Origin of the sequence: Pseudomonas sp. Sample_22 (assembly GCF_004307635.1) — a bacterium.
Classification (GTDB): Bacteria; Pseudomonadota; Gammaproteobacteria; order Pseudomonadales; family Pseudomonadaceae; genus Aquipseudomonas.
The window spans coordinates 111,803-130,268 of sequence record NZ_RCNY01000047.1 but is presented as its reverse complement, the minus strand read 5'-3'; the positions used below and the strand labels follow the sequence as shown (position 1 = coordinate 130,268).

General features: G+C 60.2%; 19 protein-coding genes and 1 pseudogene. 15 read left to right on the top strand and 5 right to left on the bottom strand.

Features of this window, described 5'->3' with window-relative positions; all coding sequences use genetic code 11:
* Positions 1–66 precede the first annotated feature (66 nt).
* From D8U73_RS11740 to D8U73_RS11725, 4 genes are read left to right on the top strand one after another with little or no spacing between them, the layout of a single operon-like run.
* Positions 67–957, top strand: coding sequence for a TauD/TfdA family dioxygenase (locus tag D8U73_RS11740; RefSeq protein ID WP_130904530.1), 891 nt, complete (start codon positions 67–69; stop codon positions 955–957).
* 17 nt (positions 958–974) lie between these two features.
* Positions 975–2,000 (top strand): ABC transporter substrate-binding protein, encoded by a 1,026-nt coding sequence (locus D8U73_RS11735; protein WP_056852037.1) that lies wholly within the window; start codon positions 975–977, stop codon positions 1,998–2,000.
* A 5-nt stretch (positions 2,001–2,005) separates the two neighbouring features.
* A complete protein-coding gene (locus D8U73_RS11730) occupies positions 2,006–2,866 on the top strand; it encodes an ABC transporter ATP-binding protein (protein WP_130904529.1) in 861 nt (286 codons plus the stop codon).
* Between the two features lie 21 nt (positions 2,867–2,887).
* Positions 2,888–3,754: an ABC transporter permease gene (locus D8U73_RS11725; protein ID WP_130904528.1), complete on the top strand. Its 867-nt coding sequence runs from the start codon at positions 2,888–2,890 to the stop codon at positions 3,752–3,754.
* Between the two features lie 57 nt (positions 3,755–3,811).
* Here D8U73_RS11725 and D8U73_RS11720 read toward each other — a convergent pair whose 3' ends face one another.
* A complete protein-coding gene (locus D8U73_RS11720) occupies positions 3,812–4,672 on the bottom strand; it encodes an RHS repeat-associated core domain-containing protein (RefSeq protein WP_130904527.1) in 861 nt (286 codons plus the stop codon).
* A gap of 313 nt (positions 4,673–4,985) precedes the next feature.
* Between D8U73_RS11720 and D8U73_RS11715 the strand changes: the two genes are divergently transcribed.
* The 4 genes from D8U73_RS11715 to D8U73_RS11700 all read left to right on the top strand — a co-directional run bounded on the left by D8U73_RS11715 (position 4,986) and on the right by D8U73_RS11700 (position 10,306).
* Positions 4,986–5,903, top strand: coding sequence for a LysR family transcriptional regulator (locus tag D8U73_RS11715; protein WP_130904526.1), 918 nt, complete (start codon positions 4,986–4,988; stop codon positions 5,901–5,903).
* Positions 5,904–6,120: 217 nt separating this feature from the next.
* On the top strand, positions 6,121–7,653 hold the full coding sequence (locus D8U73_RS11710; protein WP_130904525.1) for an MFS transporter: 1,533 nt from the start codon (positions 6,121–6,123) through the stop codon (positions 7,651–7,653).
* A 26-nt stretch (positions 7,654–7,679) separates the two neighbouring features.
* Entirely contained in the window at positions 7,680–8,744 is a 1,065-nt protein-coding gene (locus tag D8U73_RS11705; protein WP_130904524.1) for an HlyD family secretion protein, read from the top strand.
* Positions 8,741–10,306: an efflux transporter outer membrane subunit gene (locus D8U73_RS11700; protein WP_130904523.1), complete on the top strand. Its 1,566-nt coding sequence runs from the start codon at positions 8,741–8,743 to the stop codon at positions 10,304–10,306. Before D8U73_RS11705 ends, D8U73_RS11700 begins: the two co-directional genes overlap by 4 nt.
* A 7-nt stretch (positions 10,307–10,313) precedes the next feature.
* Here D8U73_RS11700 and D8U73_RS11695 read toward each other — a convergent pair whose 3' ends face one another.
* Together D8U73_RS11695 and D8U73_RS11690 are read right to left on the bottom strand one after the other, a co-directional pair.
* Complete coding sequence (locus D8U73_RS11695) at positions 10,314–11,072, bottom strand: slipin family protein (RefSeq protein WP_056852044.1); 759 nt, start codon at positions 11,070–11,072, stop codon at positions 10,314–10,316.
* Between the two features lie 2 nt (positions 11,073–11,074).
* Positions 11,075–11,605: an NfeD family protein gene (locus tag D8U73_RS11690; protein ID WP_056852045.1), complete on the bottom strand. Its 531-nt coding sequence runs from the start codon at positions 11,603–11,605 to the stop codon at positions 11,075–11,077.
* A 196-nt stretch (positions 11,606–11,801) separates the two neighbouring features.
* On the opposite strand from D8U73_RS11690, the gene D8U73_RS11685 reads away from it, so the two are divergent.
* Complete coding sequence (locus D8U73_RS11685) at positions 11,802–12,263, top strand: YbaK/EbsC family protein (protein WP_056852046.1); 462 nt, start codon at positions 11,802–11,804, stop codon at positions 12,261–12,263.
* A gap of 113 nt (positions 12,264–12,376) precedes the next feature.
* Positions 12,377–12,622: a DUF2789 domain-containing protein gene (locus tag D8U73_RS11680; protein ID WP_056852047.1), complete on the top strand. Its 246-nt coding sequence runs from the start codon at positions 12,377–12,379 to the stop codon at positions 12,620–12,622.
* Between the two features lie 192 nt (positions 12,623–12,814).
* Here the strand turns inward: D8U73_RS11680 and D8U73_RS29720 are convergent.
* Together D8U73_RS29720 and D8U73_RS11670 are read right to left on the bottom strand one after the other, a co-directional pair.
* Positions 12,815–12,910: pseudogene (locus D8U73_RS29720) on the bottom strand (type II toxin-antitoxin system RelE/ParE family toxin); the annotation flags it as partial.
* Positions 12,907–13,185, bottom strand: a complete 279-nt coding sequence (locus D8U73_RS11670) for a hypothetical protein (protein WP_056852049.1) — start codon at positions 13,183–13,185, stop codon at positions 12,907–12,909. The gene D8U73_RS11670 and the pseudogene D8U73_RS29720, both read right to left, overlap by 4 nt.
* A gap of 198 nt (positions 13,186–13,383) precedes the next feature.
* Here D8U73_RS11670 and D8U73_RS11665 point away from each other — a divergent pair, with 198 nt between their 5' ends.
* The 5 genes from D8U73_RS11665 to D8U73_RS11645 are packed head-to-tail and all read left to right on the top strand — an operon-like array spanning position 13,384 to position 18,416.
* The gene (locus D8U73_RS11665) at positions 13,384–13,812 is read left to right on the top strand and encodes a MarR family transcriptional regulator (RefSeq protein ID WP_056852050.1); all 429 of its coding nucleotides are present in this window, start codon (positions 13,384–13,386) and stop codon (positions 13,810–13,812) included.
* The gene (locus tag D8U73_RS11660) at positions 13,809–15,881 is read left to right on the top strand and encodes an FUSC family protein (protein WP_130904522.1); all 2,073 of its coding nucleotides are present in this window, start codon (positions 13,809–13,811) and stop codon (positions 15,879–15,881) included. Before D8U73_RS11665 ends, D8U73_RS11660 begins: the two co-directional genes overlap by 4 nt.
* The gene (locus tag D8U73_RS11655; RefSeq protein WP_056852052.1) at positions 15,878–16,087 is read left to right on the top strand and encodes a DUF1656 domain-containing protein; all 210 of its coding nucleotides are present in this window, start codon (positions 15,878–15,880) and stop codon (positions 16,085–16,087) included. The genes D8U73_RS11660 and D8U73_RS11655 overlap by 4 nt, the downstream gene beginning before the upstream one ends.
* Positions 16,084–16,971: an HlyD family secretion protein gene (locus tag D8U73_RS11650; protein WP_056852053.1), complete on the top strand. Its 888-nt coding sequence runs from the start codon at positions 16,084–16,086 to the stop codon at positions 16,969–16,971. The genes D8U73_RS11655 and D8U73_RS11650 overlap by 4 nt, the downstream gene beginning before the upstream one ends.
* A complete protein-coding gene (locus D8U73_RS11645) occupies positions 16,968–18,416 on the top strand; it encodes an efflux transporter outer membrane subunit (protein WP_130904521.1) in 1,449 nt (482 codons plus the stop codon). The genes D8U73_RS11650 and D8U73_RS11645 overlap by 4 nt, the downstream gene beginning before the upstream one ends.
* The last annotated feature ends 50 nt before the right edge of the window (positions 18,417–18,466 follow it).

Below are 18,466 nucleotides of genomic sequence, written 5' to 3'. Positions count from 1 at the left end.
ACACGATATCCGTGAGTTTCTGATCGACGCGCGCGCCCTTGAGCGTGCCGTGCGTGGGAGTGATTTATGTCAGCAGCCGTATCCGCAGCGCCAGCCATCGCGCCACAACACTTTGAAGTTCGCCCGTTCAGCGGCGCAGTGGGCGCCGAAATCATCGGCCTGGATTTGTCCCGCCCGATCAATGATCAGGACTTCGCCCACATCCATCGCGCCCACCTGGATCATCATGTGGTGGTGTTCCGCGACCAGCGCATCACCCCCGAACAACAGATCGATTTCAGCCGCCGTTTTGGCGTGCTGCAGATCCATGTGCTCAAGCAGTTTTTGTTGGCCAACCACCCGGAAATCCTCATCGTTTCCAACATTGTCGAAAACGGCCAGAACATTGGCCTCGGTGATGCCGGCAAGTTCTGGCATTCCGATCTCTCCTACAAGGAACTGCCGAGCCTGGGCTCGATGCTGCATGCCCAGGAACTGCCATCCGAGGGCGGCGACACGCTGTTCGCCGACATGCACAAAGCCTGGGACAACCTGCCGCTGGCGCTACGCAAAGCGGTGGAAGGTCGCTCGGCGGCGCACTCGTACACGGCGCGCTACAGCGAGAGCAAATTCGAAGGCAACTGGCGCCCGACGCTGACCCCGGAACAGCTCGCCCAAGTGGCGGAAGTCATTCACCCGGTGGTGCGCACCCACCCGGAAAATGGCCGCAAGGCATTGTTCGTCAGCGAAGGGTTCACCACCCGCATCGTCGGCCTGCCGCAGGACGAGAGCCGGCAACTGCTGGCCGAATTGTTTGCCCACAGCGTGCTGCCGCAAAACATCTACCGCCATCAATGGCAGGCCCACGACCTGGTGTTCTGGGACAACCGTTCGCTGATTCACCTTGCCGCCGGATGCCCCAGCCATCTGCGCCGCAAGCTGTATCGCACCACCATCCAGGGCGACGCGCCTTTCTGATTTGCCGGAGATCGATCATGTCCAAACGTCTTCCATTCACACCGCTGGCCGCCGCCATCGGCCTGGGTTTCAGCCTGATTGCCGGTAGCCTGGTGGCGCCGAGCGTGGCCCAGGCCGAAGGTGAAATCCGCATCGCCGAACAGTTCGGCATCGTTTATCTGTTGCTCAACGTGGTGCGCGATCAGAACCTGATCGAGAAGTACGGCAAGCAGGAAGGCCTCGACATCAAAGTCGACTGGACCCAGCTCTCGGGCGGTGCAGCGGTCAACGATGCGCTGCTCGCAGGCTCGATTGACATTGCCGGTGCCGGTGTCGGCCCACTGCTGACCATCTGGGATCGCACCCACGGCAAGCAGAACGTCAAAGCCGTGGCCTCCCTGGGTAACTTTCCGTACTACCTGGTGAGCAATAATCCGAAAGTCAAAACCATCGCCGACTTCACCGAGAAGGACCGTATCGCGGTGCCGGCCGTGGGTGTCTCCGTGCAGTCGCGCTTCCTGCAATACGCCGCCGCCAAACAGTGGGGCGACAAGGATTTCAATCGCCTCGACAAATACACCATCGCCGTTCCGCACCCGGATGCCACGGCAGCGCTGGTGGCTGGTGGCACGGAGCTGACCGGACATTTCTCCAACCCGCCGTTCCAGGATCAGGCACTGGCCAATCCGAACGTGCACGTGGTGCTCAACACTTACGATTTACTCGGCCCGAACTCACCAACGGTGCTGTTCGCCACCGAGAAATTCCGCAACGAAAACCCGAAAACCTACAAAGCCTTTATCGATGCCTTGACCGAAGCAGCCACGTTCGCGCAGAACGATAAAGGCGCGGCAGCCGACACCTACATTCGCGTCACCAAGGCGAAAATCGACCGCGCGGCGTTGCTGAAAATCATCGACAACCCGCAGTTCGAATTCAGCGTCACGCCGAAAAACACCTACCCCTTGGCCGAGTTTCTTTACCGCGTCGGCGCGATCAAAAATAAACCCGATTCATGGAAGGACTACTTCTTCCAGGACGCCAAACCACTGCAAGGGAGCTGATCGACATGAATGCCCCCTTGCAAGGCCACACGGTCAGCAAACCGGCCACGGCAGCCCAGGCGCTGTTGTCGGTCGATAACGTCAGCCTCGAATACCGCACGCCGCAGCGTGTGGTGCGGGCGACCCATCAAGTCAGTTTCGAGATCGATCCGGCGGACCGTTTTGTCCTGCTCGGGCCGTCCGGTTGCGGCAAGTCGACACTGCTCAAAGCCGCTGCCGGATTCATCCAGCCCGTGGAGGGCGAGATCCGTTTGCAAGGTCAGCGCGTCGACGCACCGGGGCCGGACCGGATCGTGGTGTTCCAGGAATTCGATCAGCTGCCGCCGTGGAAAACCGTCAAGCAAAACGTGATGTTTCCACTGCTGGCTTCGAAAACCCTCAAGCGCAAAGAGGCCGAAGAACGGGCGCTGCACTATCTGGAGAAAGTCGGGCTGGCGGCATTCGCCGACGCTTATCCGCACACCTTGTCGGGCGGCATGAAAGCGCGGGTTGCCATCGCCCGCGCATTGGCGATGCAGCCGAAAATCCTGTTGATGGACGAGCCCTTCGCGGCCCTTGATGCGTTGACCCGACGCAAGATGCAGGAAGAATTGCTGCTGCTCTGGGAGGAAGTGCGCTTCACCTTGCTGTTCGTTACGCACTCCATTGAAGAGGCGCTGGTGGTGGGTAATCGCATCCTGTTGCTGTCACCGCATCCGGGGCGAGTGCGGGCGGAAGTCCACAGCCATCAATACGATTTGCACAGTCTTGGCGGCGTGGCGTTCCAGGAATCGGCGCGGCGCATTCACAGGCTGTTGTTTGATGAAGGCCAGTCGCCGGAAACCGAACACGAACTGGATTTCGCCGATATCCGCATCGCTTATTGAGCCAATTGAAAGGAGGGCTCAATGAGCCAATTATCATCCCCGCGTGAAGCGTTCGAAACGGTTTTACCACCACTGACCAGCGTGCCGCTGGAGCGTGAATTGCCCCTCGGCCAACGTCTTTGGCAACAGGGCTGGCTGCGCAAAGGCCTGATCCTGATTTTGCTCGCGGTGTTGTGGGAAGCGGTTGCCCGCTACCAGAACAACGACCTGCTGCTTCCGAGTTTTCTGCAAACCGCCAGTGCGCTGTACGACGGCCTGTTCAGCGGTGAATTGCTCGGCAAGGTATGGATTTCCCTGGTGGTGTTGCTCAAGGGTTACCTGATCGGCATCGTCCTGGCGTTTGCCCTGACCACGCTGGCGGTGTCGACGCAGTTCGGTCGCGACCTGCTGAGTACCCTGACCTCGATGTTCAACCCGCTGCCGGCAATTGCACTGCTGCCGCTGGCGCTGTTGTGGTTCGGGTTGGGGCAGAACAGTCTGATTTTCGTGCTGGTCCATTCGGTGCTCTGGGCGCTGGCGCTGAACACCTACGCCGGCTTCCTCGGCGTCTCGGAAACCCTGCGCATGGCCGGGCGCAACTATGGCCTCAAAGGGATGCGATTCGTGCTGTTCATCCTGATCCCGGCAGCATTGCCGTCAATCCTCGCCGGCCTGAAAATCGGCTGGGCATTTGCCTGGCGCACGTTGATCGCGGCTGAGTTGGTGTTTGGCGCGACCAGCGGCAAGGGTGGATTGGGCTGGTACATCTTTCAGAACCGCAATGAGCTGTATACCGACAAGGTGTTTGCCGGGTTGGCGGTGGTTATTTTGATCGGGTTGCTGGTGGAGAATCTGGTGTTTGATTCGTTGGAAAGGGTGACGGTGAAGCGGTGGGGGATGGTGCGGTGAAAAACATCCCCCACTACTCTTGGATGGGTTGATATCGGAGGAGCGATCGATCGTTTTCTACAATGGCTCTTTTCGATCCCTTATATCCCTCACTCGTTTTTGACTCTCTGGAGATAGCGATCTTTTTACCTCATCTGGGTAGCGCGTCCAGATTGTGATCGTTTCCTTATCTGGAGGTCTCCGAGTTGGGGGAATTGGTGTCCAACTTCTGCCAGGATCTGAGTTAAAACCTCCGCGTTGACCGCCATCGGACGAGCCAGGAAGTGAGGCGCTAGTTCCCTGATTAGGCGTAGAGCTTGGCACCCCTCCGACTTTATGATGCAAACCTCCGACTTTCGCAGTGGTAAGAACTGGATTCGACATTGGCCTGGTCCCAAATGTCAGTGTTCCATTCGTAGGTAGAAAATCCGCCGTGTTGGACAAACCGAGTCCTTTAATGCTCGAGACCAAAGCTGTCACTGGGTTGTTGCTCACGGCAACATTCGCCCGATAGGTATTCACAAAGATATTTTTAACATCCATCAAGTTGGCAAAAGCCTTGCTCAGTACGGGGAAGGGCAAATGCCCTGATGAGTCGGTATTCATGACCGGCTCGCCACCGCAATACATATACGCATTCAACCCACCCTCCCCAAACGGGCTCCAACTGTCCGGGCTATGAAACCGCATCAATCGCGGGTTATAGGCGCGGTAGCCGTTACCCAGCAAATACCAACCGATATTCGCTTCACGCAACTGACCATTGAACCCCAATCGTGTCTCGACTTTCTGTTGAGCGGATTGCTCGCCATAAGCTGAGTAGGCGATGGTGTGGGTGCGGCCATCGACGATTTCGCCAATGACCGAATGGCTGATGTCGGTAGCCAGCAACACTGTGCGTGAACGGCTGCGGTCGTCTTGATCACCAGGTTGGCTCATGCCGGAGTCTCTACGTAAACGGGGCAGGCCTTGAGTTTTACTCGTATGAATCGGTTTGAGAACTATCAGAACTGATAGTGGCGTGAGTCGTTTTTTTGGGCTTGCTTGTGGGTAGGTGGTGTCAGTTCAGCCGCTTTCGCGAGCAAGCTTCGCTCCTACGAGGGGGGTGTGTCGTACGCCAATTTTGCAGCTGCCCAGATCCCCTGTAGGAGCGAGCCTGCTCGCGATGGGGCCGGTACTGCCTGCACCTCATCCAATCGTTGTTTGCTAGCATTGCGTCTGGATCAATCCGGACCAGAAACGAGTGCTCGCCATGCAACTGCCCGACATGAACCTTTTGGTCGCTCTCGACGCCTTGCTCGACGAGGGCAGTGTGGTCGGTGCTGCGCGGCGGATGAATCTGAGCCCGGCGGCGATGAGTCGAACATTGACGCGGGTTCGCGAGGCGATCGGTGATCCGATTCTGGTGCGCGCCGGTCGCGGTCTGGTGCCCACGCCCAAGGCGCTGGAGTTGCGCGAGCAGGTGCGCGATGTGGTGGAGCAGGCCGCGCAGTTGTTTCACTCGGCTCGCGTGGTGGATCTGAGCAGTTTGCGGCGGCGCTTCAGCATACGGGCCAACGACTTTTTCATTGGCATCTACGGTGGGAAGTTGTTCGACACCATGGAGCGCCAGGCCCCGCATTGCGAATTGCGTTTTGCGCCGGAGGGCGACGGGGATGACGAGGCCTTGCGCGAGGGCCGCATCGATCTGAGCGTCAGCAACAATCGGCCGCTGATGCCGGAAGTGAAAGTGCAGAATCTGTTTTCCACCCAGTTTGTCGGCCTGGTGCGCGAGGATCATCCCTTGCTCGATCAGGAAATCACCGCCGAACGTTTTGCCGGTTACTCGCATATCAGCATGTCCCGGCGCGGTATCGCCCGCGGGCCGATCGATGCGGCACTCAACGCCTTGGGGCTGGAGCGGCGGGTGGCGGTGATCGCGCCGAGTTTTCATGCGGCGATGTTCGCCTTGCCCGATTCCGACCTGATTCTGCCGGTGCCCCGGGAGACGCTGTTGAGCGTGCGCCGATTGGGGCTGAAGTTGCGTTCGTTCACCCTGCCCATCCCGCTGCCCACCATCGTGCTCAGCCAAGCCTGGCATCCACGCTTCGACAACGATCCCGCCCATCGCTGGCTGCGAGAAACCCTGAAAGCCTGCTGCGACGAGACATGGCTGGCCGCTCAGCCTTGATGGCCGCAAGGGCCATTAACACCTATGGATGGTGGTTGCGCTGACGCGGCGGTGTTAGTTTTTTCCGTCATTTTCCTGATGAGGCCGTGATCGCTATCGCTTGATTGACGTGGTTCAAATGCTGCGTCCGACGCACTTATAAATTGCCGATAAGTCAGTTTTCGTCAGCGATGAGCGTTCGTAGACTGCCACCTTCTTTTTTCGGAGTTGTACACCGATGACCTCCCTGACGGCCTCGGCGCCTTTGGCTGCGCCCATGACAGCGGCTGCGCCGATGGTGTTTGGCCCACGGCTTATCATTGGCCTGGTGGGCGTGTTGCTGGCTGTGTTGGTCTCCGGCCTGAACGAGATGGTGACCAAAGTCGCCCTGGCGGATATCCGGGGCGCCCTGGCCATCGGCTATGACGAGGGCACCTGGCTGGTCGCCAGTTACGCTGCGACTTCGGTGGCCGCGGCGGCGTTTGCCCCGTGGTGCTCGGTGACGTTTTCGTTGCGGCGCTTCACCCTGTACGCGATCAGTGCATTCACCCTGTTGGGGGTGCTGTGCCCGCTGGCGCCGAACTACGAAAGCCTGTTGGTACTGCGTACTTTGCAAGGCCTGGCCGGCGGGGCACTGCCGCCGATGCTGATGACCGTCGCCCTGCGATTTCTGCCGGCCAACGTCAAGCTCTACGGTTTGGCCGGTTACACCCTGACGGCCACCTTCGGCCCCGGACTGGGCACGCCGCTGGCCGGGCTCTGGACCGAATATGTAGGTTGGCAATGGACCTTCTGGCAAATCGTCGTGCCGTGCCTGATTGCCATGGTCGCGGTGGGCTATGGCATACCTCAGGATCCGCTGCGCCTGGAGCGCTTCAAGCAGTTCAACTGGCGCGGTCTGCTGCTGGGGTTCCCGGCGATTTGCATGCTGGTGATCGGCATTCTGCAGGGCAATCGGCTGGACTGGTTCGAGTCGAGTTTGATCTGCGGTTTGCTGGTGGGCGGGGTGCTGTTGCTGGTGCTGTTTCTGATCAACGAGTGGTCGCAGCCGATTCCGTTTTTCAAGATGCAGATGCTCGGCATCCGCAACCTGTCGTTTGCCCTGATCACCCTGGCCGGGGTGCTGGTGGTGTTGCTGGCGGTGGTGATTATTCCGTCGAGCTATCTGGCACAGGTTCAGGGATACCGCCCGGTGCAAACCGCACCGATCACGCTGATTGCAGCATTGCCCCAGTTGATCGCGCTGCCGTTGGTGGCGGCGCTGTGCAACTTGCGTTGGGTTGACTGCCGTTGGGTGCTGGGGATCGGCCTGAGCATGTTGACGCTGTCCTGCATGGGCGGTTCGCAGCTGACCTCGGCGTGGATTCGCGACGATTTCTATGTGCTGCAACTGCTGCAGATATTCGGCCAACCGATGGCGGTGTTGCCGCTGTTGATGCTCTCGACCGGCAGCATTCAACCCATTGACGGGCCGTTCGCGTCGGCCTGGTTCAACACCGTGAAAGGCCTGGCGGCAGTCATCGCCACCGGGGTGCTGGAAACCTTGACCACCCAGCGTCTGCACTTTCACTCGACGATGCTGGTGGACCGTCTCGGCAATTCGCCTCTGGTCGATAGCGACACTCCGGGCCTTGCCCGTCGCCTGCATGAGCAAGCCGTGGTGCTCGCCGCTTCGGATCTTTACCTGTGCATGGCCGGTGTCGCCGTAGCGCTGATCCTGCTGATTTTCTGGCTGCCGACGCGGATCTATCCGCCGCGCGCACCGACCTGAATGCTCCACTGAAACTGAAGGTTTTTATGACGACTCAATCAAAGCAAAAAGTGGCCGTGAGCGTTGCGGTCGTGATCACGCTAGGCGTTCTGGTTTATCTGCTTTCGCCCAACCTGTTCGGCCAGCGCACGCAGCAGAGCACCAATGACGCTTACGTCTCGGCGGACTACACGCTGGTGGTGCCGCGCGTTGCCGGTTTCATCAAGCAAGTGCTGGTGGAGGACAACCAGCAGGTCAAGGCCGGTCAGTTGCTGGCGCTGATCGATGACCGTGATCTGCGCGCCGCCGCTGAGGCCGCCGCAGCCGAATCGCTGGTGGCGCAGGCGCAACTGCAAAACGCCCGGGCGACTCTGGAGCGTCAAGCCTCGGTGATCGCCCAGGCGCAAGCAAAAGTGATTTCGGCCAAGGCGGAAATGGCGTTTGCCGAACACGAATTGAATCGCTACAACCACCTCGCCGGGGTCGGTGCGGGTACGGTGCAAAATGCACAGCAGGCCCGCACGCGCATCGATCAGGCCAGCGCGCAGTTGACCAATGCCACGGCGGTGCTGGCGGCGGAGCGCAAGCAGGTCGACATTCTCGCGGCGCAACGTGACGGGGCTGAAGGTGGCTTGAAACGCGCGCAAGCGAAGCTGGAAATCGCCAGTTATGAGCTGTCGTACACACGCATCGTCGCGCCGCAAGATGGCATGGTTGGCGAACGCGCCGTACGGGTCGGCGCCTATGTCACGCCCGGCAGCAAGTTGTTGGCGGTAGTGCCCTTGGCACAGGCCTACGTGGTGGCCAACTTTCAGGAAACCCAATTGACGAATGTGCAGCAGGGGCAAGCTGTGCAGGTGCGGGTCGATACCTTTGGCGGTGCGGCGCTGAACGGTCATGTCGAAAGTATCGCGCCGGCTACTGGCGTGACGTTCGCTTCGGTCAAACCGGACAACGCGACCGGTAACTTCACCAAGGTTGTGCAGCGGATTCCAGTGAAAATTGTGCTGGAACCGGGGCAGCCGATGGCTGAACGGTTGCGCGTGGGGATGTCGGTGGAGGCGCGGATTGATACGGCCAGTGGCAAGGTGAACGAGGTTGTTCAGCGATGATTTTTTCAGACAAACATCGATCCCTGTGGCGAGGGAGCTTGCTCCCGCTTGAGTGCGCAGCGCTCACGGATTTTTCGGCCGCTTCGCCGCTCAGCGGGTGCAAGCGCCCTCGCCACAAGGCGTTAGCCCAGTCAGCAGTGTGGGTTTTTAGTTTGTTTGCGTTGGGCGCCTGCACCGTCGGCCCGGATTTCCATAAGCCCGAATCGCCTCAAGTGACCGAGTGGGCCAAGCCTGCAAAAGCCGCCGCCAGTCAGGTCGTCAACGAGACCCTGGGTGAGCGTTGGTGGGAAGTCTTCAATGACCCGAAACTCTCGGCCCTGAGCCAGCGCGCCCTCACCGACAACCTCGACCTGAAGCTCGCCAGCAGTCGCTTGCAACAGAGCCGCGCCGTGCGCCAGGTGGTGACGGCCGATCGCTATCCCACAACCGCCGTCGGCGGCGGTTACGCGCGTAAACGTAACAGCGGCGAAGGCCTGATGGACCCGTCGGGGAACAACGGCAACGCCGCCTTCAATTTGTGGGACGGCGGTTTCTCCGCGTCCTGGGAACTGGATTTCTGGGGCCGGGTGCGCCGCGAAACCGAAGCCGCCGACGCCACTCTCGAGGTTGCCGAAAACGATCGTCGCGGCGTGTTGTTGTCGGTGCTCGCCGACACCGCACAAAACTATATTCAGTTGCGCGGTGTGCAAAATACCCGCGCCGTCACCGAGCAGAACCTCGATGTCGCTCGCCACAGCTTGAAGCTGTCGCAACTGCGTCTGGCGGACGGTGTCGCGACCGATCTGGATGTTGCCGAAGCCGCCGCGCAAGTCGCCGCTATCGAGTCGCGCCTGCCGGCGCTTGAGCAACGTCAGGCGCAATTGATCAACGCTTTGAGCCTGTTGATGGGCGAGCCGCCACAAGCGTTGGCTGCCGAGTTGTCCAGCGACGCGCCAGTGCCGCAGACGCCTCGTCAGGTCGCCATCGGGCTGCCATCGCAACTGGCCGAACGCCGTCCGGACATCCGCGAAGCCGAAGCCCGTTTGCATGCCGCGACTGCGAGCATCGGCGTGGCCAAGGGTGATTTTTATCCGCGCATCACGCTGTCGGGCAATGTCGGATCACAGGCCATGCAACTGAGCAATTTCGGCTCGTGGGGCTCACGGGCATTCGGCATCGGCCCGCAGTTCAGCTTGCCGTTGTTCGACGGCGGACGCTTGCGCGGCGTGCTGAACCTGCGTGAAGCCCAACAACAGGAAGCCGCCATTGCCTATCAGCAAACCGTACTGCGTGCCTGGCATGAAATCGACGATCAGTTGAGTGCCTATAACGCCAGTCAATTGCGCCGCGACAGCCTAGCCGAAGCGGTGCGGCAAAACCGGGTCGCCCTGCAGACCGCGCAACGGCAATACACCGAAGGAGTGGTGGATTTCGTCAACGTACTCACCGTTCAAAGCGCGTTGCTGGCGACCCAGGAGCAATGGGTCGAGAGTTCTGCTGGCGTGTCGCTGGCGGCGGTTGGCTTGTACAGGGCCTTGGGTGGTGGCTGGCAGTCGGTGTATCCGTTGGCGGCGCAACGCTGAGGACCGCTCAAGGCTTCGACGACAAATCCGCCATGCCCTTGAGCAACTCGATCGGCAACGGAAAGACGATGGTTGAACTCTTGTCGCCGGCAATCGAACTCAGTGTTTGCATATACCGCAGTTGCATCGCACCGGGTTGGCGGCCGAGCATTTCGGCCGCTTGCATGAGTTTTTCCGAGGCTTGCAGTTCGCCTTCGGCGTGAATCACTTTGGCCCGGCGTTCGCGCTCTGCTTCGGCCTGTTTGGCGATGGCGCGGACCATCGATTCATTGAGGTCGACATGCTTGATCTCGACGTTGGCGACCTTTATTCCCCAAGCGTCAGTCTGGGCGTCGAGCACTTGCTGGATGTCGGTGTTGAGCCGTTCGCGTTCGGCCAGCAATTCATCGAGCTCGTGTTTGCCGAGCACGGCGCGCAACGTGGTTTGCGCCAATTGGCTGGTGGCCATGAAAAAGTCCTCGACCTGGATGATCGCTTTTTGCGGATCGAGCACGCGGAAGTACAGCACCGCGTTGACCTTGACCGAAACGTTATCGCGGGTGATCACGTCTTGCGCCGGTACGTCGAGGACCACCGTGCGCAAGTCGACTCGGACCATTTGCTGGATCACCGGAATCAACAGGATCAGGCCGGGGCCTTTGACCTGCCAGAAGCGTCCGAGCTGGAATACGACACCGCGTTCGTATTCACGCAGGATGCGCAAAGTCGCCCCTGCCAATGCGATCAACAGCAGCAGTAGCGCGACAAAACCCAGTTGCAAACCCATGGCTATTCTCCAGCCGCCACCGCGTCAGTCGCGGCCACTTCCAGCGTTAATCCGTTGCGCCCCACCACGCGGACCCGCTGCCCGATGTGCAGCGGTTTGGTGCTCGACACTTGCCAGCGTTCACCCTGCAAATGCACCCAGCCGTGAAAAGCATCGCCAGCCTGCAATGACAACACTGGCGTCACGCTGCCCAGCAAGCCGGCGTCGCCGCTGACGTTTTGTCGTGGTCGGGTTTTAAGGGCACGGATCAGCAGAAATATCAGTAGCAATGCGCTGATCATTCCCAGGCCGATCATCAACGGCACGGGCATTTCGGCGTTGGTCAGGATTACCGCGCCGATCACGAACATCACGATCCCGCCCAGGCCGATCACGCCGTAATTGGGCAGGGCAGCCTCGGCAATCAGAAAGGCGATACCAAAGGTAATGAGCCAGATTCCGACGGGATTGGTTGCCGGCAGGCCGGCATCCGCGGCGAGCGCAGAGCCGCTTAATGCCAACAACAAGGCAAAGGCACAACAACGCGTTTTCACGTGACCCTCCGGGAGAGTCGCCAGTGGTTCTGTATTCAGTCTAGTTGACCCGGCATCTGTATGATTTTTGCTCAGATGTCGACTTGTCCGATGGGCGGATTTCCCTTCGAACCGGCCCGGCGGGCCTAGACTTTTACTACGCAGAATAGCGTTAACCAGCGTCCGCCAGGCATTGTTGCGGACATCGAGGTGCATCATGCGTATGGCAAGAACCGTGCAGCGAAGCCTGGAGAAGGCTCAATGCGACTATGACATCGTCAGCCATCCCCACTCGGCCAGCAGCCTGGAAACGGCGCGAGTCGCGGGCATTCCTGCGGAGCGGGTGGCGAAGTCGGTGATCCTGGATGATCACCATGGGCATTATCTGATGGCCGTGCTGCCCGCCAGCCGTCATCTGGACCTGAGCAAGGTCCGCAGCAGTGGTGAGTGGCAGGTATCCCGGGAAAGCAATCTGCCGCATCTGTTCGAAGACTGCGAACGCGGTGCAGTGCCTGCCCTGGGTGAAGCCTATGGGTTGGACGTGGTCATCGATCCATTGCTGACCCGGCAAAAAGACATCTACCTGGAAGCCGGCAACCACACCAACCTGCTACACATGAACATGCCGGACTTCCTGAAAATGCTGCCGCATGCGGAGGTGCGGGAATTGAGCCACTGAATTTGAATTTTGCTGTGCTTGTGCTGCCGTCTTCGCGGGCAAGCCTCGCTCCTGCAAAGCGAGGCTTGCCCGCGAATGCTGCGAGTCACCTACGTCACCCAATGGAGTCAGACATGGAAAACCCAACCCACAGCCTCCCATCCCTGTTCAAGCAACTGGGCCTGGACGACGACGCTGAAAGCATCGACAAATTCATCGCCACCCATTCACCGCTCAAACCCGAACTGCATCTGGCGGACGCGTTTTTCTGGAGTCCGAGCCAGGCGGAGCTTTTGCGCAATGAAATTCTGGATGACGCCGATTGGGCCGAGGTGGTGGATCAGTTGGATGTGATGTTGAGGAAGGGGCGGGGACTGTAGGGGCTCAACTCTTCTCAGGCGGCCACTGTCGGGACGTGTGAACCACCGCGAGTATGCAGATGGAGTCCGCCCAAGACTCATAAACAATGCGGTAATTCTGGTGGGGATCAGTTCGCGCGTGCCTGCAATGACTCCTGCAGGGCCACTTTCCGGGTAATGGGCAAGCCGGGCTATCGCATCACTGAAACGGGTATCCATTTCGCTGGCTACTTTTGGATTGATGGGATGCAAATAATCCCAAATGTCTGCACGGTCCTGTGCTGCTTGTTTCGTCCAGATTATTTTCATTCTTGCAGGGACACCTGCATGCGCCTGGCAGCGAACTCTGCTTCAACCTTATCGTTCGTCAGAACGTCGCCGTTGCGTATCGAAGCACGAGCGATGTCCACTTTGCGTTGCAAGAACGCATCGTACTCGCGCGACTCTCGTTGGGATTGAACAAACTGACGCATCAACTCCCTCACTATTTGCGAGGCTGGACGATGAGCAGCTTCCGCCTCGGCCATAAACTGTTCGCGCAATTCAGACTCAAGTTTCATTGTAAAAACCGCTTGCTTTGACATGGCTGGACTTCTCGGCATTTGTATTGAAAAAGTATATACGTTTTCAGTATCGCAGTTGGCACCAAGGGCGCACGCTCTCCGACTGGTGGGGAATTTGTTTCAAAACTTGACGAAAAATCCCCTCGAATGCGATATTGATAGTTAGCAAGCTAACAGTGTGTGTTTCCCCCCGTGCCAAATTCCCTCGACGCTCTCCAGATGAACATCAGCAGCTCCATGGTGGTGGCCGCCCGGCATTGGCGAAAGATCTGCCAGACCACGCTGGTCAACTATGGAATCTCCGAAGCCTGTGCCGTCCCCTTATTGATGATCGGGCGATTGGGCGAGGGTGTGCGGCAGGTGACGGTGGCTCAGGCGGCGGGGATGGAAAGTCCGTCCCTGGTGCGCTTGCTGGATCAGCTGTGCCATGCCGGTTACGTCTGTCGTACCGCCGATACCCAGGACCGGCGCGCAAATTGCCTGAGCCTCACCGAAACGGGGCGAACCCTGGTGCAAGCCGTCGAAGTCGAATTGGTGCGACTGCGTAACGAAGTGCTCGAAGGCATTGACCCGCGGGACCTTGAAGCCGCTCTGCGTGTATTGAAGGCCTTCGAGGCGGCCGGGCACCCTTCGGAAACTCATCCGTGAGCGGCTTTTTTGCAGGCATGCCTCCAGCGCGCGACTGGTTCTACGGCGTACGCACCTTCGCGGCTTCGATGATCGCGCTGTACATCGCGTTGCTCATGCAGATGCCGCGTCCTTATTGGGCGATGGCCACGGTGTATATCGTTTCCAGCCCGTTTGTCGGTCCTACCAGTTCCAAGTCGCTATACCGCGCAGTCGGCACCTTCCTGGGCGCCGCTGCTGCGGTTCTGTTCGTGCCGATGTTTGTCCAGAGTCCATACGTATTGGTGGTAGTCATCGCGCTATGGACCGGAATTCTGCTGTTCCTGTCCATGCATTTGCGCACCGCCAACAACTACGCCTTGATGCTGGCCGGCTACACCTTGCCGTTGATCGCGCTGCCGGTAGTGAACAATCCATTGGGTGTGTGGGACGTGGCCGAAGCGCGTACCGAAGAAATCTTCCTCGGCATCGCCGTCGCGGCGGTGGTGGGCGCCATGTTCTGGCCCCGGCGTTTGGCCCCGGTGTTCAATGACTCGGTGAGCAAGTGGTTCGCCGACGCATCGACTTACAGCCTGCGTTTTCTTGGGCGCGATGTACAGCCGGAGGAAGTCAGTGCATTGCGCGCTTCGATGGTGACCACCTTCAACACCCTTGAGTTGATGATCGGCCAGTTGCCCCACGAAGGCGCGCGACCGCAAACCGTGCGCAACACCAAGGAACTGCGCGGGCGGATGATTCACCTGTTGCCGGTGATCGATGACCTCGACGATGCGCTCTACGCGCTGGAGCGGCGCACACCGGAGCTTGTGGAGAAGTTCACGCCGCTACTGGTCGCCGCCACGCAATGGCTCGAGCACAAGGAGGCGGACCTCGACCGCTGGCAGGCGTTGAAAGACCAACTCCAAGCCCTGCAACCCGACGCCGCCGCGCTGGAAGATCGCAAGCAACTGCTGTTCTCCAACGCCATCTATCGCCTCGGTGAATGGATCGACTTGTGGCAAGACTGCCGCAGCCTGCAACAGGCCATCCAATGCGAAAGCCAGGACAGCTGGCGTGCGGTCTATCGACACTGGCGCCTGGGACGTCTGACGGCATTCCTGGATCGGGGGCTGATGCTCTATTCCGCCGCGTCCACTGTGATGGCGATCATTGTCGCTTCGGTGCTGTGGATTCTGCTTGGCTGGACCGATGGCGGCGCGGCGGTGATTCTGGCGGCAGTGGCGTGCAGCTTCTTTGCTTCGATGGACGACCCGGCGCCGCAGATTTACCGGTTTTTCTTCTGGACGGCGATGTCGGTGTTGTTCGCCAGCCTCTATCTGTTTCTGGTACTGCCCAACCTGCATGATTTTCCAATGCTGGTGCTGGCGTTTGCCGTGCCGTTCATCGTCATTGGCACCCTGACAGTCAAGCCGCAGTTCTACCTCGGCATGCTGTTGACGCTGGTCAACACGTCGTCGTTCATCAGCATTCAAGGCGCCTACGACGCGGACTTCCTCAGCTTCGTCAATTCCAACCTCGCCGGGCCTGTGGGGTTGCTGTTCGCGTTCGTCTGGACCCTGATCGCCCGCCCATTCGGTGCAGAACTGGCAGCCAAGCGCCTGACCCGTTTTGCCTGGCACGACATTGTCAGCCTCAGCGAACCGGCCACTTTGGCCGATCACCGCAAACTGGGTGTGCAGGTCCTGGATCGGCTGATGCAGCATTTGCCGCGTCTGGCCATGACCGGTCAGGACACCGGCATCGCGCTGCGGGAGGTCCGTGTGGCGTTGAATATGCTCGACCTGCTCGCCTACACGCCACGGGTTCACGGCGTGCCGCAGGCGTTGTTGCATCAAGTGGTGGCCGAAGTCGGCGAGTATTTCAAGGTTTGCCTCAAGGCCGGTGAACGCCTGCCGGCACCGAGTCCGTTGCTGATGACCCTCGACCGTACCCGACGCGCCCTTGCCGGCGCGGGTGACGATGAAACCCGTCGGCATCTGCTGCACGCCTTGAGCGGCTTGCGCCTGGCGTTGTTGCCCGGTGTCGAATTCGTGGGTTCTGCCGAGCCTGAAGAACCGCTTCCCCATGGCATCGATGGAGCGCCTTTATGATCGGTGATCTGGATATCAGCGGGGTGTTCCTGCCCACGCTGCTGGTGTTGATGGGTATTACATATCTGCTCTACCTGTTGGTGCACGGGGTGCTGACGCGCCTGCACTTTTACCGTCTGGTCTGGCACCGGGCATTGTTCAACGTGGCCCTCTACGCCTTGTTGCTTGGCGCCGTGGATTCACTCAGTCGATACCTGATGACATGAAAAAACCGTTTCTAACCCTTGGTCGCGTGGTGCTGACCCTGTTGATCGTGAGCTTCGCCGTGGTCGTGGTCTGGCGCATGGTGATGTATTACATGTTCGCGCCCTGGACCCGGGACGGGCACATCCGTGCCGACATCGTGCAGATCGCGCCGGACGTTTCCGGGCTGATCCAGCAAGTGGAAGTGCGCGACAACCAGTTGGTCAAGCGTGGCCAGGTGTTGTTCAGCATTGACCAGGACCGCTTCAAACTGGCCCTGCGCCAGGCGAAAGCGGCGGTCGCCGACCGCCAGGAGACCTTGGCCCAGGCCCAGCGCGAGGCCAAACGTAACAAGGGCTTGGGCAATCTGGTGCCGGGCGAGCAACTGGAAGAAAGCCAGTCGCGGGTGGCCCGCGCCCAGGTCGCGTTGATGGAAGCGCAGGTGGCGGTCGACAGTGCGCAGCTCAACCTCGACCGCTCGGTGATCCGCAGTCCTGTCGATGGCTACGTCAACGACCGCGCGCCGCGCACCCAGGAGTTCGTCAGCGCCGGGCGCCCGGTGTTGTCGGTGGTCGACAGTAACTCCTTCCACATCGACGGCTATTTCGAAGAAACCAAGCTCAACGGTATCCACATCGGCCAAAGCGTCGATATCCGTGTGATCGGCGACAATGCGCGCTTGCGCGGACACGTGGAAAGTATCGTCGCCGGCATCGAAGACCGCGACCGAACCAGCGGTAATAACCTGTTGCCCAACGTCAACCCGGCGTTCAGCTGGGTGCGGCTGGCCCAGCGTATTCCGGTGCGGATTGCTTTTGATGACGTGCCGGCGGATTTCCGCATGATCGCCGGACGCACGGCGACGGTATCGATCATCGACGATCACAACCGGGGGCCCGCGCAATGAGCAAGGCCTCGGGTTTGGCGGTTGCCGGATTAGGCCTGTTGCTGTCGGCATGTCAGGTGGTCGGCCCGGATTATAAAGTGCCGGACGCAGCCGCCATCCAGCGCAAGGATTTGCAGGGTGAACTGGCGGTGGAGGGCAAGCCGGTGGTTTCGCAGCCGGTGCCGGCCGATTGGTGGCGTCTGTATCAAGACCCGCGACTCGACCAATTGGTCCAGCAAGCCATGGCCTCCAACAGCGACTTGCGCGTGGCCGCAGCCAACCTGTCCAGGGCGCGGGCTCAGGTCGATGAGGCTGAGGCCGCGGGCGGGTGGAGTGGCGGGGTGAAAATGGGCGCCCAGCGCTTGCAGGAATCCGGGGAAGCGTTCCTGTTGCCGGAAAAAGTGCCGGTGGCCAACATCGGCGATATCGGCATCAGCGCCTCGTACCAGTTTGACCTGTTCGGCACATTGCAACGCGGCATCGAAGCGGCCAAGGCCAATGCCGATGCGACCCAGGCTGCCGCGGATACCGCACGCATTACCTTGGTGGCCGATGTGGTCCGCGCCTACACCCAGGTGTGCGCGGCCAACGAAGAGCGGGAAATTGCCCAGCACTCCCTTGATCTGCAAGCCCAGAGCACCTCGCTGATCCAGCGCTTGCGCGACGCCGGGCGTGGCGACGAAACCCAGGTCACGCGCTCGCAAACCCAATTCAAATCCTTGCGCGCCGATATGCCACGTTATGAGGCGGCGCGTCAGGCAGGGCTGTTTCAGCTTTCGATGCTGCTGGCCAAACCGGTGGATCAACTGCCGTCGGGCACGGCGACCTGTGCAGAATTGCCGAAAATCGCCCAACTGATGCCGGTGGGCGATGGCGCATCGTTGCTCAAGCGGCGTCCCGACATACGGCAGGCCGAGCGTCGACTGGCGGCAGCGACCGCCACCATTGGCGTCGCCACGGGGCAGTTGTACCCGGACATCAGCATTGGCGCGACCATCGGCACCGTGGGTATTCTCGACAACCTCGGCGAGCCGTCGACCAATCGCTGGGGCTTCGGGCCGTCGTTATCCTGGACGGTGCCGACCAACGGCGCCCGAGCGCGCATTCGCGAAGCCGAGGCGGCCACCCAGGGCGCGCTCGCGCATTTCGACGGTGTCGTGCTCAACGCGATCCGCGAAGCCCAGACCGGCCTGGCCCAGTATTCAGCATTGCTGCAACGCCGTGATGCCCTGGCGGACGCCGAGCAATCGGCGAAACTGGCGGCTGACCAGACTCACCGGTTCTTCCAGGCCGGCCGCGCCTCCTTTCTGGCCGACTTGCAGGCGACGCGCACCTACATCGACGTCACCGCGCAACTGGCGGCGGCGAATACCCAGGTTGCCGCCAGCCAGATCAATTTGTTCCTGGCGTTGGGCGGTGGCTGGGAAAGCGGACGAACGCAAGCGTCGAACTCCGGCAAACCCTGAGGCCGTTGCTATGCTTTGAAGTGTTGGAAGGGCGCCCCGTGCAAAGCGCC

Bases quoted from the DNA above. Each gene is read 5' to 3' on its own strand.
- D8U73_RS11735 (WP_056852037.1), top strand. From the start codon at position 975: ATGTCCAAACGTCTTCCATTCACACCGCTGGCCGCCGCCATCGGCCTG.
- D8U73_RS11740 (WP_130904530.1), top strand. From the start codon at position 67: ATGTCAGCAGCCGTATCCGCAGCGCCAGCCATCGCGCCACAACACTTT.
- D8U73_RS11650 (WP_056852053.1), top strand. From the start codon at position 16,084: ATGAAAAAACCGTTTCTAACCCTTGGTCGCGTGGTGCTGACCCTGTTG.
- D8U73_RS11645 (WP_130904521.1), top strand. From the start codon at position 16,968: ATGAGCAAGGCCTCGGGTTTGGCGGTTGCCGGATTAGGCCTGTTGCTG.
- D8U73_RS11685 (WP_056852046.1), top strand. From the start codon at position 11,802: ATGCGTATGGCAAGAACCGTGCAGCGAAGCCTGGAGAAGGCTCAATGC.
- D8U73_RS11680 (WP_056852047.1), top strand. From the start codon at position 12,377: ATGGAAAACCCAACCCACAGCCTCCCATCCCTGTTCAAGCAACTGGGC.
- D8U73_RS11665 (WP_056852050.1), top strand. From the start codon at position 13,384: ATGAACATCAGCAGCTCCATGGTGGTGGCCGCCCGGCATTGGCGAAAG.
- D8U73_RS11655 (WP_056852052.1), top strand. From the start codon at position 15,878: ATGATCGGTGATCTGGATATCAGCGGGGTGTTCCTGCCCACGCTGCTG.
- D8U73_RS11670 (WP_056852049.1), bottom strand. From the start codon at position 13,185: ATGTCAAAGCAAGCGGTTTTTACAATGAAACTTGAGTCTGAATTGCGC.
- D8U73_RS11710 (WP_130904525.1), top strand. From the start codon at position 6,121: ATGACCTCCCTGACGGCCTCGGCGCCTTTGGCTGCGCCCATGACAGCG.
- D8U73_RS11700 (WP_130904523.1), top strand. From the start codon at position 8,741: ATGATTTTTTCAGACAAACATCGATCCCTGTGGCGAGGGAGCTTGCTC.
- D8U73_RS11705 (WP_130904524.1), top strand. From the start codon at position 7,680: ATGACGACTCAATCAAAGCAAAAAGTGGCCGTGAGCGTTGCGGTCGTG.
- D8U73_RS11725 (WP_130904528.1), top strand. From the start codon at position 2,888: ATGAGCCAATTATCATCCCCGCGTGAAGCGTTCGAAACGGTTTTACCA.
- D8U73_RS11720 (WP_130904527.1), bottom strand. From the start codon at position 4,672: ATGAGCCAACCTGGTGATCAAGACGACCGCAGCCGTTCACGCACAGTG.
- D8U73_RS11730 (WP_130904529.1), top strand. From the start codon at position 2,006: ATGAATGCCCCCTTGCAAGGCCACACGGTCAGCAAACCGGCCACGGCA.
- D8U73_RS11715 (WP_130904526.1), top strand. From the start codon at position 4,986: ATGCAACTGCCCGACATGAACCTTTTGGTCGCTCTCGACGCCTTGCTC.
- D8U73_RS11695 (WP_056852044.1), bottom strand. From the start codon at position 11,072: ATGGGTTTGCAACTGGGTTTTGTCGCGCTACTGCTGCTGTTGATCGCA.